The organism is Lactobacillus sp. HBUAS51381 (assembly GCF_012641095.1).
GTDB lineage: Bacteria > Bacillota > Bacilli > Lactobacillales > Lactobacillaceae > Levilactobacillus.
In genome coordinates this window covers 1-16402 of sequence record NZ_JAAVSC010000044.1, presented here as the reverse complement: position 1 = coordinate 16402, position 16402 = coordinate 1, and the positions used below count along the sequence as shown (strand labels likewise).

The following is a 16402-nucleotide window of genomic DNA, read 5'->3' as shown; positions in this document are numbered from 1 at the left end:
AAATTTGGTCTGGATCGCTGTGGGAAGGATCGGGAAAAGCCAAAGTGCTGTCTTTTCCCTCGCTTTGAGCCGTCAGCCCGCGTCTCAAAGACGCCATTTTACCAAGAAAAATCGCTTGGTAAATCCCACGGCTGAGACCAAATTTAACTCACTCACGGCTACATGAGATGTATCCAATTAAACTGGCAAAACGTTGCCATACCAGCGATGTCGCCGCATACTTAGTAGGCTTCAACCATCGTAACCGGGGGCAGCCGTGACAGCGGTGGTAGCTGTGCAACAGCTTACAGCGCGGGACGTGTTTGGAGACTGATGGTTTTTATCAGGCTTCAAACCGAGCCGGAGGACCGTTCCTCAGGCCGCAGGCAGTCCCCACAGCGCCGAAATCTCTGGCAGCCGCAGGTGGTCGTTGATGACTAAATTAATGGCGATAAGCCTTATCAGCTGGGGGCTGGAGCGTGTTCGTGAACTTTTAACCTTTAGGAGTGTGACCCTAAATTAGTCCCGTTACTTATTACTAATGTAAAAATGGGCGATTTTGTTGCACGTTTGTCCAAAAAAGTTTGCCATTTTTAGGTTAAGGACTTGCGGGTTGGCAGTCAATCAGTGTTCTGACATTTTTAAACTCAGCATGAAACCCTAAACGCCCTAGTCAGCGGGGAAACTGACTAGGGCGTTTAGGGTTTTTAGAGGAGGAGTGGTGCTTTCGAAACATAGAGGGGTGAAGCTAAGCGGTTTGCGGCTGGTCGTGGAGGATGGCGTTGAGGACGTCTTCGGCCACGGCTCCAACTTGCCGACCGTCTTGATGATCGGTGGGGCCCGCCATTTCTACATAGTTGGTGCTGTGCTTCATGACCACGATGCGATCGGCCATTCGTGCGGCCTCGGTGACGTCGTGGGTGACTAAAATGGTCGTCAGTTGTTGCTGGGCGCAGACCTTGAGGATGAGGTCTTGCATTTTACGGCGGGTTAGGGCGTCCAAGGCACCCAGGGGTTCATCGAGGAGTAAAACCTGGGGATGAGACATTAACGCGCGGGCGAGGGCCACCCGCTGTTTCTGCCCACCGGACAACTGATTCGGATAGTGGTCGGCGTAGTCCCCAAGTTCGACCAAACTGAGGAGTTGTTTGGCATCTGCTTGGGTCTGAGCATCGCGACTGTTAAACGAGAGGTTTTCCAAGACGGTCATCCAGGGGAGAAGCCGATCTTCTTGGAACATCACGCGAATCACAGTGTGGTTGCGACTATGCTGATCGAAACGCACATCGCCGCTGGTGGGGGATTCTAGGCCGGCGATGAGGCGTAGGAGCGTACTCTTGCCGCCACCACTCATTCCGACGAGCGCGAGGAATTCGCCGCTACGAATCGTGAGCGTGACATCGTGCAGTGCCATGAGGGTACCGTACTGTTTTTCTAGGGAACGGATTGAAATTTCTGGGGCTTCAGTCATTGGCAGCGCTCCTTCCAGTCGTTTGCCAGTCCAAGAGCAGGCTTTCCAGGCCCTTCGCCACGAGATCGGACACCTTACCGAGCAGGGCGTAAATGACGATACACAAGATCACGGTCTGCATATCGACAAAATCCTCGGCGTTGGTCGCCATGTAGCCAATCCCCGAACTGGCGGAGATGGTCTCGGCCACGATGAGCGTGGTCCACATGACCCCTAAGGCGTAGCGAATCCCCACGAGAATCTGGGGTAGCGCGGCGGGGAAGATAATTTTCCGGAAAAGCTGATTATTGGACAAATTATAGGACCGACCCATTTCAATTAAGTCGGGGTCAACGGAACGAATCCCGTTGTAGGTGTTGATGTAGACCGGAAAGAGCGTCCCAATCGCCACTAGTGAAATCTTCGCGGATTCGCCAATCCCCAGCCAGAGAATGATGAGGGGGATCAGGGCCAGGTGGGGAATGTTCCGAAACATTTGGATGGACGAATCGAAGAGCAGGCGGCAGGTTTTGGACATCCCGTTGGTAAAACCGAGGATGAATCCCAGGCCACCACCGATCAGCAAGCCCATCGTCGCGCGATAGAGGCTGATGCTGAGGTTCTTCGGCAATTCGCCGGATTGGGTCAGGGAGATGCCGTCTTGAAAGACCGCCCAGGGTGAGGGGAGCACCGAACTGGGCAACCAACCGGCACTACTACTGAGCTGCCAGCCAACGACTAGCGCCACCGGTATGACGAAAGGGAGCAGTTGGCTGAGAGGGGGCGACCACCGGACCTTTCGCGGTTGAACGGTGGGCGTAAGCGTTACGGATTTTTGCATGGCTTCAACCTCCTTGGGGTAAAGGGTAAGTGGCGATTGACAACCAATTTGGGGGAAGCAATCAATCGGCGTTCAATGGCGAGGCGTCTATGTAAGAAGCAAGTGACAGACGCCATAACCATTCAACAGAGCTTAGTTTACAAGTAATTGGGAGGAGAAACTATCGGGTTACGGTAAGTGTTTGGTAAGAAATTCTTAGAAAAAGAGTGTGGAGAAAGGCGATTAGCTAGCGAGCATTAACGTCAATAGGTCTAAAAGCCCGGGCTTGGCTTTTGGGCCTATTGGGGTTAAGCGCAACTAGCTGCCTTTCGGAACACGTTTCGGCTATACAAAATTGACGATACCGTCCCAAACCAGAGCAATAGGCTTGGAATCTTCGAGGGGGAACGCTAGCTTTTCGGGCTACATCATCTCGTCGTACACCCGAATGACTTGAAAGCCCATCCAAACTTACTTTTGCGTCGAAACGGGTTGCCGTAGCTTGGCCAACAAGCGTTTTGCGTTAATCTGTCGCTGTTCCGCCCGGGCAATAATCAGGGCGCGATGTTGCCGTACCAGGGTTCTCAGCCAGGTCGGGTGGGTCAGGTAGCGAAGCTTGACCTCGTGATCAAACGATTGGAGGGCCAGATTATTTTCGATATTGCTGAGCGTGCTGAAGCTCATGCCCAAGATGAGGGCCGTCTCCCGCAAGGTCAGGTTCAACGCCTGCCGAGCCGCCTTAACTTCATCGGGATGGAGGAAATTAACCTGGTCGCGGTAGGCCATCCAGTCTTGGCGGGTATTATAGGTGGGATCGTCCTCAGGCAGACGGTAAGCTGTAGGGTCATTCGGATCCTCAGTGGGCAACACCCAATAGTGGTGGTTACTGGTAATCTGGATGTCGGCAATCGTGGTCGTTTCGGCAACGGTGACCACGTTATAGGTTGTGGTGTCGCTTGTGACTTGGGCAATCGTCTCGGGCACGGCGAAGTCTCCTTTCAATCAAAAAACACCGGGACACATATCGTGTGTGACCGGTGTTTGGGGTAAATAGTCCGCAGATAAGTCGTCGTTTTGATTTTACACCAAGACTATTTAGCGTAGTAATGTTTTATAGAAGGAGGATTGCATGCCATAATGCAACGAAAAATTCCCAATGGTTAGGGGACGATCGTGGCCCCCAGTGCCGTTTTAAAGTGGTTCAATGCCCAGTCATGTCCGGCGGCATTAAAACTGGCGACGGCATCGCGATGAATCACCAACTGGTAGCCGAGATTGTAGGCGTCCACGGCCGTGTGCAGGACGCAAATATCCGTACAAACACCGGTTAAATGGAGCGTAGTGACGTGGCGTTCGCGTAGTCGCAGGTCGAGATCGGTCCCGGCAAAGGCGCTGTAGCGGGTCTTGTCGAACAACCAAACCTGGGAATCATCCGCGTGCTGGTCGTACCACGTCTTGACCGGGCCGAACAGCTCGCGTCCCCAGGTGCCCCGAACATTGTGGGGTGGAAACAGCTTACTTTCGGGATGGTAGGGGTCGTGCGGCGTGTGGACGTCCGTGGGAAAGAGCACTCAGTCACCAGCCTGTCGGCAGTTATCGGCTAACGTGGTGATGGCAGGGGCTAAAACCTGTCCGGGTTGCCCGCAGGTTAAGGCCCCATTATCGGCGACAAAATCGTTCGTGTAATCAATGATCAATAGTGCTTGTTGACTAGCCATTATTATCCTCTCCTTACCTGATTGGGGTTAGTATGCCGACAGTTGCCGGGGTTGTCAACGCCAGTGGCCATTTAAATATTAATAACTACGCGAACTTAATTAATAATTTTTCCAGTCAGCGACTGCCGGGGAAGGGGGTTGCGGTAGAGGGTTATTTATAAAAGAAACTCCAAAAAAGATTGACATCCACGGGCCCCTCTCGTATACTATTGGTGAATTCATATTATATCGCGTATAATATTGTGAGGAGGAAAGCGTATGGCCATTCAGGTACCGACCGAACTCCTTGATGGTAGTGTGCTGGGTTTACTGACGCAGCAGGACCACTACGGATACACCTTGACACAGGAAGTCCGGCAGCTCTTGCCGATCTCGGAATCAACGCTGTATCCCGTATTGCGACGACTAAAGAAAAATGGCTGGCTGGAAACCTATGATGAGCCGTTTCAGGGACGGAATCGCCGGTATTACCGGTTAACCGATAGTGGTCGCGACCGACTAAAGGAGATTCAAGGCGACTGGCAGGATTTCAGTCAAGCCATTGCCCAACTATTGGAGGGGAACACGCATGAATGATTACATCAAGGAAGTGGAACGGCTGATCGGGCAGCTGACCACGGGTGAACAACAAGACGTGGTAGAATATTACCGCGAATACTTAATGGACGCGGGCCTGGAGACTTACCAGCAAGCCGTTGATGAGCTGGGAACGCCCAAGTCTTTGGCACGGAAAGTGTTGGCGGATTACTCCATTCGGCTGAGTGAGCAGAGCCAACAGGGGACGACCCAGACATCGCGGGCCACGGCGCAAGCGGCAAAGAACAACGTTAGAACGGTTTGGCTAATTGTGTTGGCCCTGTTGTCAACGCCCGTCACGATTCCCATCCTAATTGTTGTGGCCGCCTTATTATTTGCGATGATTGCGGTGCTGGGGAGCCTGATTGTGGCGGCCTTGGCGGTATTTCTGAGTGTTATCGCGGTCGGCATCATGTGCTGTGTGGCCGCACTGTTTGTCATCTGGCAGACGCCGTGGACCGGGATCTTTTACCTCGGCATCGGGTTATTTGCCTTAGGGGCTAGCTTGTTAGGCTGGCTACTGTTGAAATGGCTGGGGAGTAAAATTGTCTGGGCCTTGTCGTGGGCGGCGAAGGGGATTTATCGGCGCTTTATTCCACGTAGTCGGGCAGAACGGGGGCGGAAGTTATGAAGCGCAGTGTGAAGATTGGGTTAACCTTAATGATCTTAGGGGCAGTTCTGTTTGGGGTTGGCTGGATGAACCATGGTGATAAATCCGTGGTGTGGAATCGCGATACCCGCGGTTTTAAGACGGTACAAAAGGTCAAGAAAAGTTTTCGGCCGGGGGATTATCACCAGATCGTCGTTGATGCCAAGGCGCCGGTCACGATTAAGGTGGGCGACACTAACCGCGTTACGGTAAGCTATGTGGACGGTCTCAAGGACTTGCCTTCGGTGGATGTCTCCAAGCAAACTTTGACCATCACGGGTGGTCAAGCGATGCAACATGAGAGCTTCACGGTATTTGGGCTTTCAGACAGCGGGACCACGAATGGCGGGGTTCTCGTGACGGTTCCCCGTGGTAAACAACTGGATAATCTGACAGTTAAGAAGGGGAGCGGCAAGGTCTCATTACGCACGTTGCAGGCCAAGCAAATGACAATTCAGAGTAGTGATGAGATTGAATTGATGGACTTAAAGATTGCGCGTGCGTTGACGGTTAAGTCCACCGATGGCGATATTTGGGCCGATCAGATTACAGCCAAGAAGTTAAGAATCAACACGGATGACGGGGACATTGGGGTGTCCAATAGTCATTTAGCCGCGGTAGACAATCAATTGTCGACGGCTGACGGGGATATCAGGTTATCGGAGACCCATTTAGGGGGCGGTCGCATTGATTCAAGCGATGGCGATATTCATTTACAACAGAACCAATTAAGTAAACGACTGAAGGTCTTCACCAATGATGGCGACATTCACGCCTATATTGGCAAGTCTGCCGGCGCCAAGGTGCTGGCCAAGGACGCCGATATGAGTGATATTACGGTTCAGGGGAAGAATCGACGGAGCGGTTACTGGTTACGACAGTCAGCTTCGGCCCAGTACCAATTGCGAACGAATGACGGGGATATTCGGGTCGCTAACGGACAATAGCGCTGGCGGCTAGTCTAGATGATCGAAGGAGTTGTGCTGGGGAGCACAGCTCTTTTTCACTAGCTTCTACGGGGAAACGTGGTAGAATGTAATGACTGCTTTAAACCGGATTAAACATCAAATACAAGTATTAGAGGAGATTTTATCGTGTCTGATTCATCATCTTACTGGCAAAACATTGCGAAGCACGCCCAGGCCGAAGATCGGCCCTTCTTCAGCCTAGCCCCCATGGAGGCGGTGACCAACGCCATCTTTCGGCGGGTCGTCGCGCGGGCGGCGGCACCCGATGTTTTCTTCACCGAATTTACCAACGCCATCAGTGTAACCCATCCCAAGGCTAAATTCACCGTTCAGGGGCGGCTTTACGTGGCCCCCGAAGAAGCGCACATGCCGGTGGCCCAGTTGTGGGGCAACGACGGCGATGCCTTTGCCCGAGCGGCGGCCAACGTTAAAGAACGCGGCTATGAAGCCATTGACCTCAATATGGGGTGCCCGGATTCCACGGTTATCAAGAACCACGGCGGTAGCGACCTGATTCGCAATTTCGATAGTGCGGCGGCCGTCATTGCGGGTGCCAAGACGGCGGGACTCCCCGTGAGTGTGAAGACACGGTTGGGCTACAGTCGGCTGGACGAATGGCGTGACTGGCTCACGTTCCTCTTCCAACAGGATATTCCACTGTTGACGATTCACCTGCGAACGAAGAAGGAAATGAGCCGGGTACCCGCGCACTATGAATTAATTGATGACATCGTGAAATTACGTGATGAACTGGCCCCGGATACCTTGCTCCAATTAAATGGGGACATTGAAAATTACCAAGAGGGACTCGCGCTGGCTAGAGCCCACCCCGGTGTGGATGGAATCATGATTGGTCGCGGCATCTTCACCAGTCCCTTTGCTTTTGAGAAGACGCCGCGTCATCATGACGTTAAGGAACTACTGAGTCTATTAAACTATCAACTCGATCTCTATGATGATTTCGAAAAGCGGTTTGATACGTCACGGTTCGCCTCGCTTAAGCGGTTCTTCAAGATTTACGTTCGGAGCGAACCCAATGCGGCCAGCTTGCGGAATGCCATGATGGAGACCCACACCACGGACGAGGTTCGGCAGTTGTTGGCGGACTCCGAGTTTACGAAATAATTTTATGAAAAAACAAACTAAGAGGGCGTCAACTCGTTGTGGGTTGACGCCCTCTTTGCTGGGAGCGGTTATTGGTGAGTAGAAAGCAATGTCATTAAAAGGTGTGAAGTGCTTGAATACGGTCCAATTTCCAGCTGACAAGGTTCATGGCCATTAAAATATCTGCGTCTGCCAGAGGTTCCGGCTCGGGGGACTGCATCTCTGACCACTTCCAGTTATATTAGGTGAGAACCACGAAACGTGCGGTAATATTGCTGGGATGGCAACGTCATTTTAATGGGTAACATCTCATGTAGCCGTGAGTGAGCCAAATTTGGTCTCAGCCGTGGGAGTTTTCAAGTGGTTTTACTTGGAAACTGGCGTCTTTGAGACGTGATTTTCGGCTCAAAGCGAGGAAAAAGACAGGTTTTTGGCTTTTTCCGTCCTGCCCACCGCGTTCCAGACCAAATTTGGCGAACGGTAAGGCGGCCAGTACGCGCCTAACGTATCATAATATAGTCGCTAGACTTGCTACGCCATGTGCTTTACCTTTAAACCTGCAGATAGTGGCGACAAAAAACGCCGCGCTACTCACACGAGCAGTCGCGGCGTTACTATGGATTAGTTGTTGGTCATTACCGAGAATTGGCCAGTCGTGGCAGCTGCTTCGTCGTTGGCAGCCTTGACCAGTTTCTTTTGCGTATCGGAAAGTTTCGCGTTTTGTTGTTGCGTGGTGGTCGTGGTTTGTTCATCGGCGGCCTGGGCGTTGTTGGCTCCCAAAGCGGCTGGAACAGCGATAGCGACGATGATCACGGCGATTAATGCGATAAGTGACTTTGCGAGTTTGCTCTTAAACATCTTGTAATTTCTCCCTTATTTATACCGAATGTGTGGTGCAACTTAACCATCATACCGAAGTTGGTTTGGAGAAACAACTATTAATTTTAGCCTGAGAACACGGTGTTTCGCGCTAAAGACTGGTAGCAAGATGAAGGTATCGCTTCCAAAAGAAAAGTGCTAAATTAGAGAAAAACGGAAAGTACGGTGACAGTGATGCAATTGGCAGAAAAAATAACGGGCACTGTTTCACGGTCGGTAAATCCTCATGGACTGGAACGCCGGTTGGAACAGCAGATTAAAACGGTTCGGTCCCGGGGCCACTACGCGGGGGCCAAATGTGCCTTGATTCTGGGTGGATCGGCCAGCTATGGACTGGGGAGCCGGATTACCGCGGCATTTGGTCAGGGCGCAACGACCATTTCTGTTGGCTATGCGCGGCCGCCTCAGGATGAGTTTCTCGGTGCGACTGGTTGGTGGAATCAGGTGTATTTCAAGCGGGCGGCCGAACGTGCGGGGTTAACGGTCCAGAACTTCAACGCCAATGCATTCTTGCCCAGCACGAAACGCCTCGTCATTGACTACGTTCGCCAGGAGTTGACGACGCCCATCGACTTACTGGTCTATTCGATTGCGGCCCCCAAACGCGTGAATCCCGCCAATCCGGATGAGGTTTGGCGATCCGTCATCAAGCCGATTGGCCAGACAGTGACGGACTTTTCACTTGATCTGGAACGTGAAAAATTAGTGGAGCAAACGGTAGCGCCGGCCACACCTGCGGAAATTGCGGCGACCACGCACGTCATGGGCGGTGAAGATTGGGAGCTTTGGGTGAAGACACTTCGGGATGCCGGCGTTCTGGCGTCCAACTGCAAGACCATCCTGTTCTCCTATGAAGGCCCCGCAGCGACGGCGGCCATTTATCACGATGGCACGCTGGGGCGGGCCAAACGGGCGGCTGAGGCCAGTGCGCGGCGGCTCAATCAGGGGCTGGCACCCAGTGGTGGCGAGGCGTTGATTAGCGTTAACCGATCGGCTGTGACCAAGGCCTCCGCGGTGATTCCGGGATTCTCACGGTACATGATGGCGCTACTGGCGGTGGAACAGGCGCAAGGGACACATGAAACCGTCGTGGAACATCAGGATCGCCTGTTTCGGGACATGGTGTATGGCTCGCAACGCCAGGTGGATGACCAAGGGCGCCTTCGTCCGGATGGCCGCGAACTCACATCGGCCACGCAACGCGCGGTTGAGGCGCTGCTCCCAACGATGACGCCAGAAAAGTTTACGACCACGATGCCGGGCTACTCAGCTTATCGGCGTGAATTTCGCCAATTAAGCGGGTTCGACGTTCCTGGTGTGGCGCCAGAGTTTGACCCGGCCGAGCTGGCGCATTTGGTGTATTAGAATTTGGTAGCAACGGTTTGGCCGTTCGCTTTATTTAGGGGATGTGAAGTGACGATAAGCCGTCAGTGATGCCTTTTGGCGGTCCTGCTTATGTAAGCGGGGTCAATGAGAAGTTCCTGAGAGCCGCGTCTTTTTGCTAGGGAATCAACGAAAAAAGGTCTATAATACTCAGCAGTCTATAGCGCCCAACCCGTTAAAAGGAGGGGTGGGCGTTAAAGAAATTCGGCACAACCTAACCGTGCAAGGTGTCCTTAACCGTTGTGCACCTTGGTCAATGCCCATTAACACTTAAAGCTTAAGGAGAACACAGGACTTATGACACCCAATATTCAGATTATCTTTGCTAGCATGTCCGGCCGTAACCAAGCGATTGCCGGTCATTTACAGGCACAATTAGCCTCTCGCGCCCAAACGGTCGTCACCGAAATTTCACAGGCCGATGCCTTTGATTTGACGCAAGCCGACGCCGTGATTGTGGTGAGCTACACCTACCATGATGGCGATTTACCCGATGAAGCGCAGGACTTCTTTGCGGACTTAAAAGAGCTTGATTTGGAACGGACGAAGTTTGCCGTGCTGGGGTCAAGTTCCAAGAAACACCTGCACTTTGGCCGTGCCGTGGATTATTTCACGATGCAGCTCAACTCAAGCAATGGGGAACAAGTCGCTGATTCCGTTAAGATCGATCAGGATCCGGATGAGGCCGACTGGGCGCGCGTGGATCAACTGGCCCAACGCGTGCTAAAGAGTTTAGAGTAATCGGAAAAATTAACGAGGTGAAACGAGCATGTATTTACGTAAAGCAAAACCAGAAGAAATTGACTTAGTCTGTGACATTATCGAAGATGGCAAGAAGCAACTGGCCGATGCCGGTATCGATCAATGGCAGAATAACTATCCGAACCGCGCCGTCATTGAAGGTGATATCGAGGATGGTCGCGCTGTCATCTACAATAGTGATGACCACGAAACCTTGGGGGTCGCGGCCGTCATCGAATCACCGGACCACGCTTACGATACGATGAAGGGCGAATGGCTAAAGGAAACCTCTAAATACGTGACGGTTCACCGGGTAGCCATCTTCTCCCATCACCAGGGGAACGGCTACGCCTCGCAATTGTTCCGGGACCTGTTCACCTACATTGATGAACACCACCCCGAAGCACAGAGTATTCGGATTGATACCCACCGGGATAATCTGAAGATGCAACACCTGATTGAAAAGTTTGGCTTCCAGAAGGTTGGTCAGATCGATGGCGTCTACCATCCAGCAGATGTCTGCTTCGTCTACGAGAAATTGATCTAGCCACCTGATGTCTTACTGTTCGAAAATTTTGGGCGCAGTGAAAATAAATTTGGAGAGAAGCCGTTACCGGCCTGACGCTGGCGGCGACTTCTTTTTTTATGCAGTCAATTTGAATAAACGCTGGTGTTGCGGCATAATTGTGTATAGATTTTGGGAACGAACAGAAGAAAAACGTAAAAAGAAGTTGCTTATTTACCCAGAACCAGGTAGCATATTCTCATATACTTTTAATCTGGTGACAATCAGCTACCGTAATATTTTCGTCGTAAATGGCGATAAATCACGGTTTTGGCGCAGTTTAAAGTTAACCAAATTGATGAAATAATCCTTACATAGGGATAGAAAGAAGGAATTAGATTGCAGAGAAGACTAAGCGCCCGCCAAATGCAGATGATTGCGTTGGGCGGTACGATCGGCGTTGGATTATTTATGGGGTCTGGTTCCACAATCAAGTGGACGGGACCTTCCGTCCTCATCGCTTATATTATTTCTGGTATTTTTCTCTACTTAATTATGCGGGCCCTGGGCGAAATGTTATATGTCCACCCGACAACCGGGTCGTTTTCAACGTTTGCTTCCGAATATATGCATCCCGTTTTTGGGTATCTTACCGCGTGGAGTAACATCTTCCAATTTATCGTGGTGGGGATGAGTGAAATGATTGCCTTGGGCGGTTATTTTCGCTTCTGGTGGCCGAACCTGCCGGACTGGATTCCGGGATTAGTGGCGATTACCTTCCTATGTATTGCCAACTTAATTTCGGTGAAAATGTTTGGGGAATTGGAGTTCTGGTTCGCCCTCATCAAAGTGGTGACGATTGTCTTGATGATCATTGCCGGCTTAGGGGTCATCCTCTTTGGCTTTGGCAACCATGGCGTGGCCGTTGGGATTAGTAATCTATGGACCCACGGGGGTTTCTTCACGGGTGGCGCCAAGGGCTTTATCTTTGCGTTAGCCATCGTGCTGGCATCCTATCAGGGAATCGAACTGATTGGGGTCACGGCCGGTGAGGCGGAGAACCCGCAACACACGTTGGTAACGGCGATTCGGTCGACCGTTGCGCGGATCTTGATTTTTTACGTGGGGGCAATCTTCGTGATTGTCAGCATCTATCCGTGGGATCAGTTGAATCAGATTGGGTCACCGTTCGTCCAAACCTTTGCCAAAATTGGGATTACCGCCGCGGCCTCCATCATTAACTTCGTGGTGATTACCGCTGCCTTGTCCGGGTCCAACTCCGGGATTTACAGTGCGAGCCGAATGGCCTTCACCTTGGCGGAAAAGAAGCAGTTGCCGCGCAAGGTGACGCTGTTGAACCGTCATGGGGTACCGGTGTACGCCGTGATTGCGATTTCCCTTGGGATTGGCATTGGGGTTGTGTTAAATGTCGTTTTGCCGATGTTCTTTAAGGATGCCAGCCAAATCTTCGTGATGGTCTACAGTTCCAGTGTGCTTCCCGGCATGGTGCCGTGGTTCGTGATTCTGATTAGTGAGATTGAATTCCGTAAGCAAAATCCACATGAAATGGCGAATCATCCGTTCAAGATGCCATTTGCGCCGTGGTCCAATTACGTGACGTTGGTCTTCTTGGCGATTACACTGATCTTTATGTTCCTGAATCCCGAGACGCGGGTGTCCATTCTGGTAGGCGTTGTCTTCCTGGCCGTGATGACCCTCATCTACTTCAGAAAGTATCAGCCACATGAGAAGGATGAAAAGACCCTTTAGGTCATTACTGAGTCAGCCAATTGTGGTTCCTGATAGGGGAATCCGAGCGGCTGGCTTTTTGGATTGGGTTAGGATTTGGCCAATTGAAAAAGATAGACTAAAGGAGAGCGGCAACCTTTAGCCGTCAGTCTGCTATAATGTAAAGTATTCTGAGGTCAGGTGACGGCACTTTTCGAAGGATTAACGGTTAAAGATGAGGCTTTCAGGTGTCTATTTCGCCAATTGAAAGTTGACTATAAAACGAGGGAGGGGCGCGTATGAGTCGTCCAGGAAATTATGGTAAATCAAGCCGCCTCAAGCAGTTGCGGCAGATTCGCCGCCGGAAGCAACAACAAACGAGTCGGACAATTCACTGGGATCAAGTCGAGGATTTCTTGTTGGGACGTTACCACTTGGTTCAGGGAAGTCAGCTACCACCCGTGGTGGACGCGACCATTCAGCGGTTCTTTAGCGAGTGGCTGCAGACAGCGTTAGCCCAAGGCGAGGCGCAGATTCAATGGGACGTGACGGCCTTAACGACGACCACGCTCCAACGAATTGGTAATCAGGTGCCTTGGCAGTTCTACGGCCTGCTAGCCGGTCAGGCCGAACATTGGCAGAAGTTTTTACGACGAGAGGGCCCCGTCTTGCCCCTGTCCCACCCCCGCCAAATCATTAATCCGCTGTCGATGGCAGATTGGCAGCAGCTAATTGCCAATCAATTGGCGGATAACTTATTGACGGTTAGTGCTATTCCGGTGACGGCTAAGCAGCGTGAGCAACTGACCGCCAGCTTTTTAGTTGCCGGGCACCTTCAATGGACAGCGGTGGCGGCTCTATTTACCCCGTTAGGCTTTCAAATAACCTCTGGAACGGCGGCAGAAACGTCCCAGTGGTTGAACCAATTAAGCGGCTTAACGGTGGCTGATTTTCATCAATAAATGGCTAGATACGAAAGGTCGGCGAAATGCTGGCCTTTTTAGTTGCCAGCAGGTATCATCTTCTAGTGAATCAAGCACGTTACTGGCGTCAACACGTCACAACAACGTTTAGCTAAAGCCGATAATGAGGAGATGAGCGTTGGTCAACGTTGAATGATGAGGCAAAGTCAGCAAATGGCGGCGTCGATTGTGTTGGCGGGCGAACGCGCGCTTCTGGCGTTTAGATGACTTAACGAGAGGAAAGCTGATGGCCATCTGAAAATGGCCGCATTTGGATTTTCTCGAGATAAATCGGTGATGAAGCGGTATGTCCTATCGACAACGCGAGGCGGTGCGTGATTGCGGTGACTCACAATTGACTGCTACCAGATAACATGACGTGATGTAAGGAGGACTGATGTTGATTAGACAGTGGCTAAGTGCTGGCTTGATTCTGCTAGCACTGACCTTGAGTACTAGAGTGCTCGCCCATGCCGATAGTGATTACACCCACGCGTTGGCAACTGCCCCACGGGGGATTCTATTGAACAAGACGGATACCATAATGACTCTGGGAACAGCTGGCATGAACACCGCCACTGTCGTTGACACAACGAATCCCGTCGCACCGGATACGCAAGCAGTTTCGCTGACGAACGGTGCCAATCAATTTGGGTCAATTTGGTCGAAAACGGACAACTACTTTGATTTAAATAAAGATGAAACGGTCTCGATGTGGCTGTATCTTGGTGATAAGGGCGATAACGGTGGCGGCGGTATGGCGTTCGTCCTCCAAAATGACGCACGGGGCCTTGCCGCCAGTCCAACCTTTGAACGTTACGGTCCCTTGGCGGAGACGCTGGGGGTCTGGGGCGTTGATAAGAATCCTAGCCAACAACAGAACAGGGCGCTCGCCGCAACGGCAATTCAAAATAGCTGGGCGTTGGAATTCGATACGGAAACGAATAATAAGACTGGTGAACATGCACCAGGCCAGGCCAATTCGTTTGATATTGGGTACTCGGGTAACCATATTGCTTCGGCCTACCCGGGAGAAGCTGTGACGTATCATCAGTATGTGGATAAGGATTATTGGGGGGGCATAATCCCCCATGATAAATACTATTATGGGCTTAAACACAATGGCCTGATTGCGAATACGACTGATCCGGGATTCCTGTCGAACGGGCAGTGGCACCATGTCACGATTCAGTGGAACGCCGCCGCGGAAACGATCTCCTATGCGTTTAACGACCGGGATCCCCAGACCGATGACCGTCAAGAAGGAATTCATCAGACGGTCCGGCTTGATCCGCGGTTACTCGACCCGGGAAGTCAACACAAGGGTCGGGTTCGTTGGGGGCTGACCAGTGCTGCGGGGAATAAGTGGCACCACAATCTGGTGGTTTTCGAGAATACGCCGGGAACCATTGACGCGGAGACGAAAACCACGCTGACGGATTTGACGCTGAAACGAGAAATCAAGGATCAGGGCGAGACGGTCGCTAACAATCGCGTGCGTTTAGACTATCACCTGAACTATCGTGATGGTCGACAGCCGTGGTCAAGTATTGTGGCCGATCTGAAGTTACCCAAGTTTATTGAATTCGAGGAAGCCGAGATCACGTATAGTGGCGATCGACAACCCGAGACGTTGGACGTTAAAGACATTTCGAACCAGCAATTACGAACCGAGTTAGGTTACGCGATGGACAGTGCCTACCCTGAGGCGACGATTCGTCTAACTGGGCGCGTGGCTTCTGTGGCCAAGACGACCGAGGTTGCTCGCGAGTCCAGCATTTTCTCATCCAACGCCTTGGTACGAACGCTCGAGACCCCAGCCTTTTCGATTAATCCGAGTGTTGACTTGGATCTAGCTGTGACCAGTGGACAAACGGTTGCGCTGAACCCGCAGGAGGGGACCACGATTCGGGGAAAGGTGACGGTCACAACGCTGGCAGCGAGGCCAACAGTTAAAGTTAGCCCGACCTTGAATGGCGTGGGATTACCCGCGATTTCGCCGCGCGACGATGGGACCTTTGATCTCCCGATATCGCCAGCTAAATTACGTGCTGGAACCAATACTCTAACCTTCAGAGCGCTGACGGCGGATGGCAGTGAATCCAATCTCGTCACGGTGACCATTCACGTGAGGGGAGAATTGAAGCTCAGTTCCGTTTCGACAAATGAGCAGTTTGAAGCCAGTACGCTGACGGGTCGAAGTCAGTTGGTTCATAGAGAGGGTGATTGGCAGTTGGTTGTTCAAGATACGCGTGGGCGTGGCTCACAGTGGACGTTAATGGTCCAAGCTACCCCCTTTGTTGCGCGTCACGGCGCCACACTTAACGGAGGACCACTCTACGTGACGCCGGATGGGATTACGCCGATTGGTGCGACACCGACGGCGATTATGACGCACACGATGGCTGAAACGCGCGACGGCAAATTTGATGTGGCTGCGCAGTGGTCCCATCAGACCGGCGTTCTTTTGGGCGTTGAAAAGGGAACGGCGGCCGGTGAATACACGGGACAACTCACGTGGACACTGGAAGATGCACCGCAATGATGATGCCAGATGGGTCCTCAGCAATGGGGGACAGCTGACCATTTGGGCTAACAACACCGCGATATCGGCACAAACAACAATCACAGACAATTAGTTTGGCAGGACACCTCTAAATCGTCCGACCGAATAAGCAACTATTGGCAACGAAAACCAACAATAAGTTAAGTTTCACCAAAGCCTGAAAGACCTGGGATAACGCCCGGGTCTTTTGTTGTCTCTGGGAAATAGAATGCTGAAAATGGCTAGACTCCCTGATGTGACAAGGATAACAACCATGATAATATGATCGTCGCGTGCTGGCCGCCTTACCGTTCGCCAAATTTGGTCTGGATCGCTGTGGGAAGGATCGGGAAAAGCCAAAGTGCTGTCTTTTCCCTCGCTTTGAGCCGTCAGCC

The 16402-nt window shown here is 51.9% G+C and carries 13 protein-coding genes and 2 pseudogenes; 10 read left to right on the top strand and 5 right to left on the bottom strand.

The features are described from left to right. Positions 1–727 precede the first annotated feature (727 nt). From HEQ50_RS11575 to HEQ50_RS11560, 4 genes and pseudogenes are all read right to left on the bottom strand, one after another. A pseudogene (locus HEQ50_RS11575) lies at positions 728–1363 on the bottom strand (ABC transporter ATP-binding protein); the annotation flags it as partial. Positions 1364–1442: 79 nt separating this feature from the next. Next, positions 1443–2270, bottom strand: a complete 828-nt coding sequence (locus HEQ50_RS11570) for an ABC transporter permease subunit (RefSeq protein ID WP_168900656.1) — start codon at positions 2268–2270, stop codon at positions 1443–1445. A gap of 450 nt (positions 2271–2720) precedes the next feature. Beyond that, positions 2721–3251 (bottom strand): helix-turn-helix transcriptional regulator, encoded by a 531-nt coding sequence (locus HEQ50_RS11565; protein WP_168900655.1) that lies wholly within the window; start codon positions 3249–3251, stop codon positions 2721–2723. Between the two features lie 158 nt (positions 3252–3409). Further along, positions 3410–3967: pseudogene (locus HEQ50_RS11560) on the bottom strand (cysteine hydrolase family protein). A gap of 258 nt (positions 3968–4225) precedes the next feature. Here HEQ50_RS11560 and HEQ50_RS11555 point away from each other — a divergent pair. The 4 genes from HEQ50_RS11555 (at position 4226) to HEQ50_RS11540 (ending at position 7285) form a co-directional block, all read left to right on the top strand. Then, a complete protein-coding gene (locus HEQ50_RS11555) occupies positions 4226–4543 on the top strand; it encodes a PadR family transcriptional regulator (protein WP_168900654.1) in 318 nt (105 codons plus the stop codon). Continuing rightward, on the top strand, positions 4536–5174 hold the full coding sequence (locus HEQ50_RS11550; RefSeq protein WP_168900653.1) for a DUF1700 domain-containing protein: 639 nt from the start codon (positions 4536–4538) through the stop codon (positions 5172–5174). Before HEQ50_RS11555 ends, HEQ50_RS11550 begins: the two co-directional genes overlap by 8 nt. Further along, positions 5171–6139 carry a DUF4097 family beta strand repeat-containing protein gene (locus tag HEQ50_RS11545; RefSeq protein WP_168900652.1) on the top strand — a complete coding sequence of 323 codons (969 nt, stop codon included), beginning with the start codon at positions 5171–5173 and terminating at the stop codon, positions 6137–6139. The genes HEQ50_RS11550 and HEQ50_RS11545 overlap by 4 nt, the downstream gene beginning before the upstream one ends. Positions 6140–6286: 147 nt before the next feature. Further along, positions 6287–7285, top strand: coding sequence for a tRNA-dihydrouridine synthase (locus HEQ50_RS11540; RefSeq protein ID WP_168900651.1), 999 nt, complete (start codon positions 6287–6289; stop codon positions 7283–7285). A 600-nt stretch (positions 7286–7885) separates the two neighbouring features. Here HEQ50_RS11540 and HEQ50_RS11535 read toward each other — a convergent pair. Then, positions 7886–8122: a hypothetical protein gene (locus HEQ50_RS11535; RefSeq protein ID WP_168900650.1), complete on the bottom strand. Its 237-nt coding sequence runs from the start codon at positions 8120–8122 to the stop codon at positions 7886–7888. 195 nt (positions 8123–8317) lie between these two features. On the opposite strand from HEQ50_RS11535, the gene fabV reads away from it, so the two are divergent. The 6 genes from fabV to HEQ50_RS11505 all read left to right on the top strand — a co-directional run bounded on the left by fabV (position 8318) and on the right by HEQ50_RS11505 (position 16007). Next, positions 8318–9508, top strand: coding sequence for an enoyl-[acyl-carrier-protein] reductase FabV (fabV, locus tag HEQ50_RS11530; protein WP_168900649.1), 1191 nt, complete (start codon positions 8318–8320; stop codon positions 9506–9508). A gap of 315 nt (positions 9509–9823) precedes the next feature. Beyond that, the gene (locus tag HEQ50_RS11525) at positions 9824–10267 is read left to right on the top strand and encodes a flavodoxin domain-containing protein (RefSeq protein ID WP_168900648.1); all 444 of its coding nucleotides are present in this window, start codon (positions 9824–9826) and stop codon (positions 10265–10267) included. Between the two features lie 28 nt (positions 10268–10295). Then, a complete protein-coding gene (locus HEQ50_RS11520; protein ID WP_168900647.1) occupies positions 10296–10814 on the top strand; it encodes a GNAT family N-acetyltransferase in 519 nt (172 codons plus the stop codon). 357 nt (positions 10815–11171) lie between these two features. Further along, positions 11172–12542, top strand: coding sequence for an amino acid permease (locus HEQ50_RS11515; protein ID WP_168900646.1), 1371 nt, complete (start codon positions 11172–11174; stop codon positions 12540–12542). Between the two features lie 257 nt (positions 12543–12799). Continuing rightward, positions 12800–13462 carry a hypothetical protein gene (locus HEQ50_RS11510; RefSeq protein ID WP_168900645.1) on the top strand — a complete coding sequence of 221 codons (663 nt, stop codon included), beginning with the start codon at positions 12800–12802 and terminating at the stop codon, positions 13460–13462. 397 nt (positions 13463–13859) lie between these two features. Beyond that, a complete protein-coding gene (locus HEQ50_RS11505; RefSeq protein WP_168900644.1) occupies positions 13860–16007 on the top strand; it encodes a WxL domain-containing protein in 2148 nt (715 codons plus the stop codon). Positions 16008–16402 lie beyond the last annotated feature (395 nt).

What these genes read in the sequence shown, in the direction of transcription:
- HEQ50_RS11570 (WP_168900656.1), bottom strand. Translation starts at nt 2,270, where the DNA reads ATGCAAAAATCCGTAACGCTTACGCCCACCGTTCAACCGCGAAAGGTC.
- HEQ50_RS11555 (WP_168900654.1), top strand. Translation starts at nt 4,226, where the DNA reads ATGGCCATTCAGGTACCGACCGAACTCCTTGATGGTAGTGTGCTGGGT.
- HEQ50_RS11550 (WP_168900653.1), top strand. Translation starts at nt 4,536, where the DNA reads ATGAATGATTACATCAAGGAAGTGGAACGGCTGATCGGGCAGCTGACC.
- HEQ50_RS11545 (WP_168900652.1), top strand. Translation starts at nt 5,171, where the DNA reads ATGAAGCGCAGTGTGAAGATTGGGTTAACCTTAATGATCTTAGGGGCA.
- HEQ50_RS11535 (WP_168900650.1), bottom strand. Translation starts at nt 8,122, where the DNA reads ATGTTTAAGAGCAAACTCGCAAAGTCACTTATCGCATTAATCGCCGTG.
- fabV (WP_168900649.1), top strand. Translation starts at nt 8,318, where the DNA reads ATGCAATTGGCAGAAAAAATAACGGGCACTGTTTCACGGTCGGTAAAT.
- HEQ50_RS11525 (WP_168900648.1), top strand. Translation starts at nt 9,824, where the DNA reads ATGACACCCAATATTCAGATTATCTTTGCTAGCATGTCCGGCCGTAAC.
- HEQ50_RS11520 (WP_168900647.1), top strand. Translation starts at nt 10,296, where the DNA reads ATGTATTTACGTAAAGCAAAACCAGAAGAAATTGACTTAGTCTGTGAC.
- HEQ50_RS11510 (WP_168900645.1), top strand. Translation starts at nt 12,800, where the DNA reads ATGAGTCGTCCAGGAAATTATGGTAAATCAAGCCGCCTCAAGCAGTTG.
- HEQ50_RS11505 (WP_168900644.1), top strand. Translation starts at nt 13,860, where the DNA reads ATGTTGATTAGACAGTGGCTAAGTGCTGGCTTGATTCTGCTAGCACTG.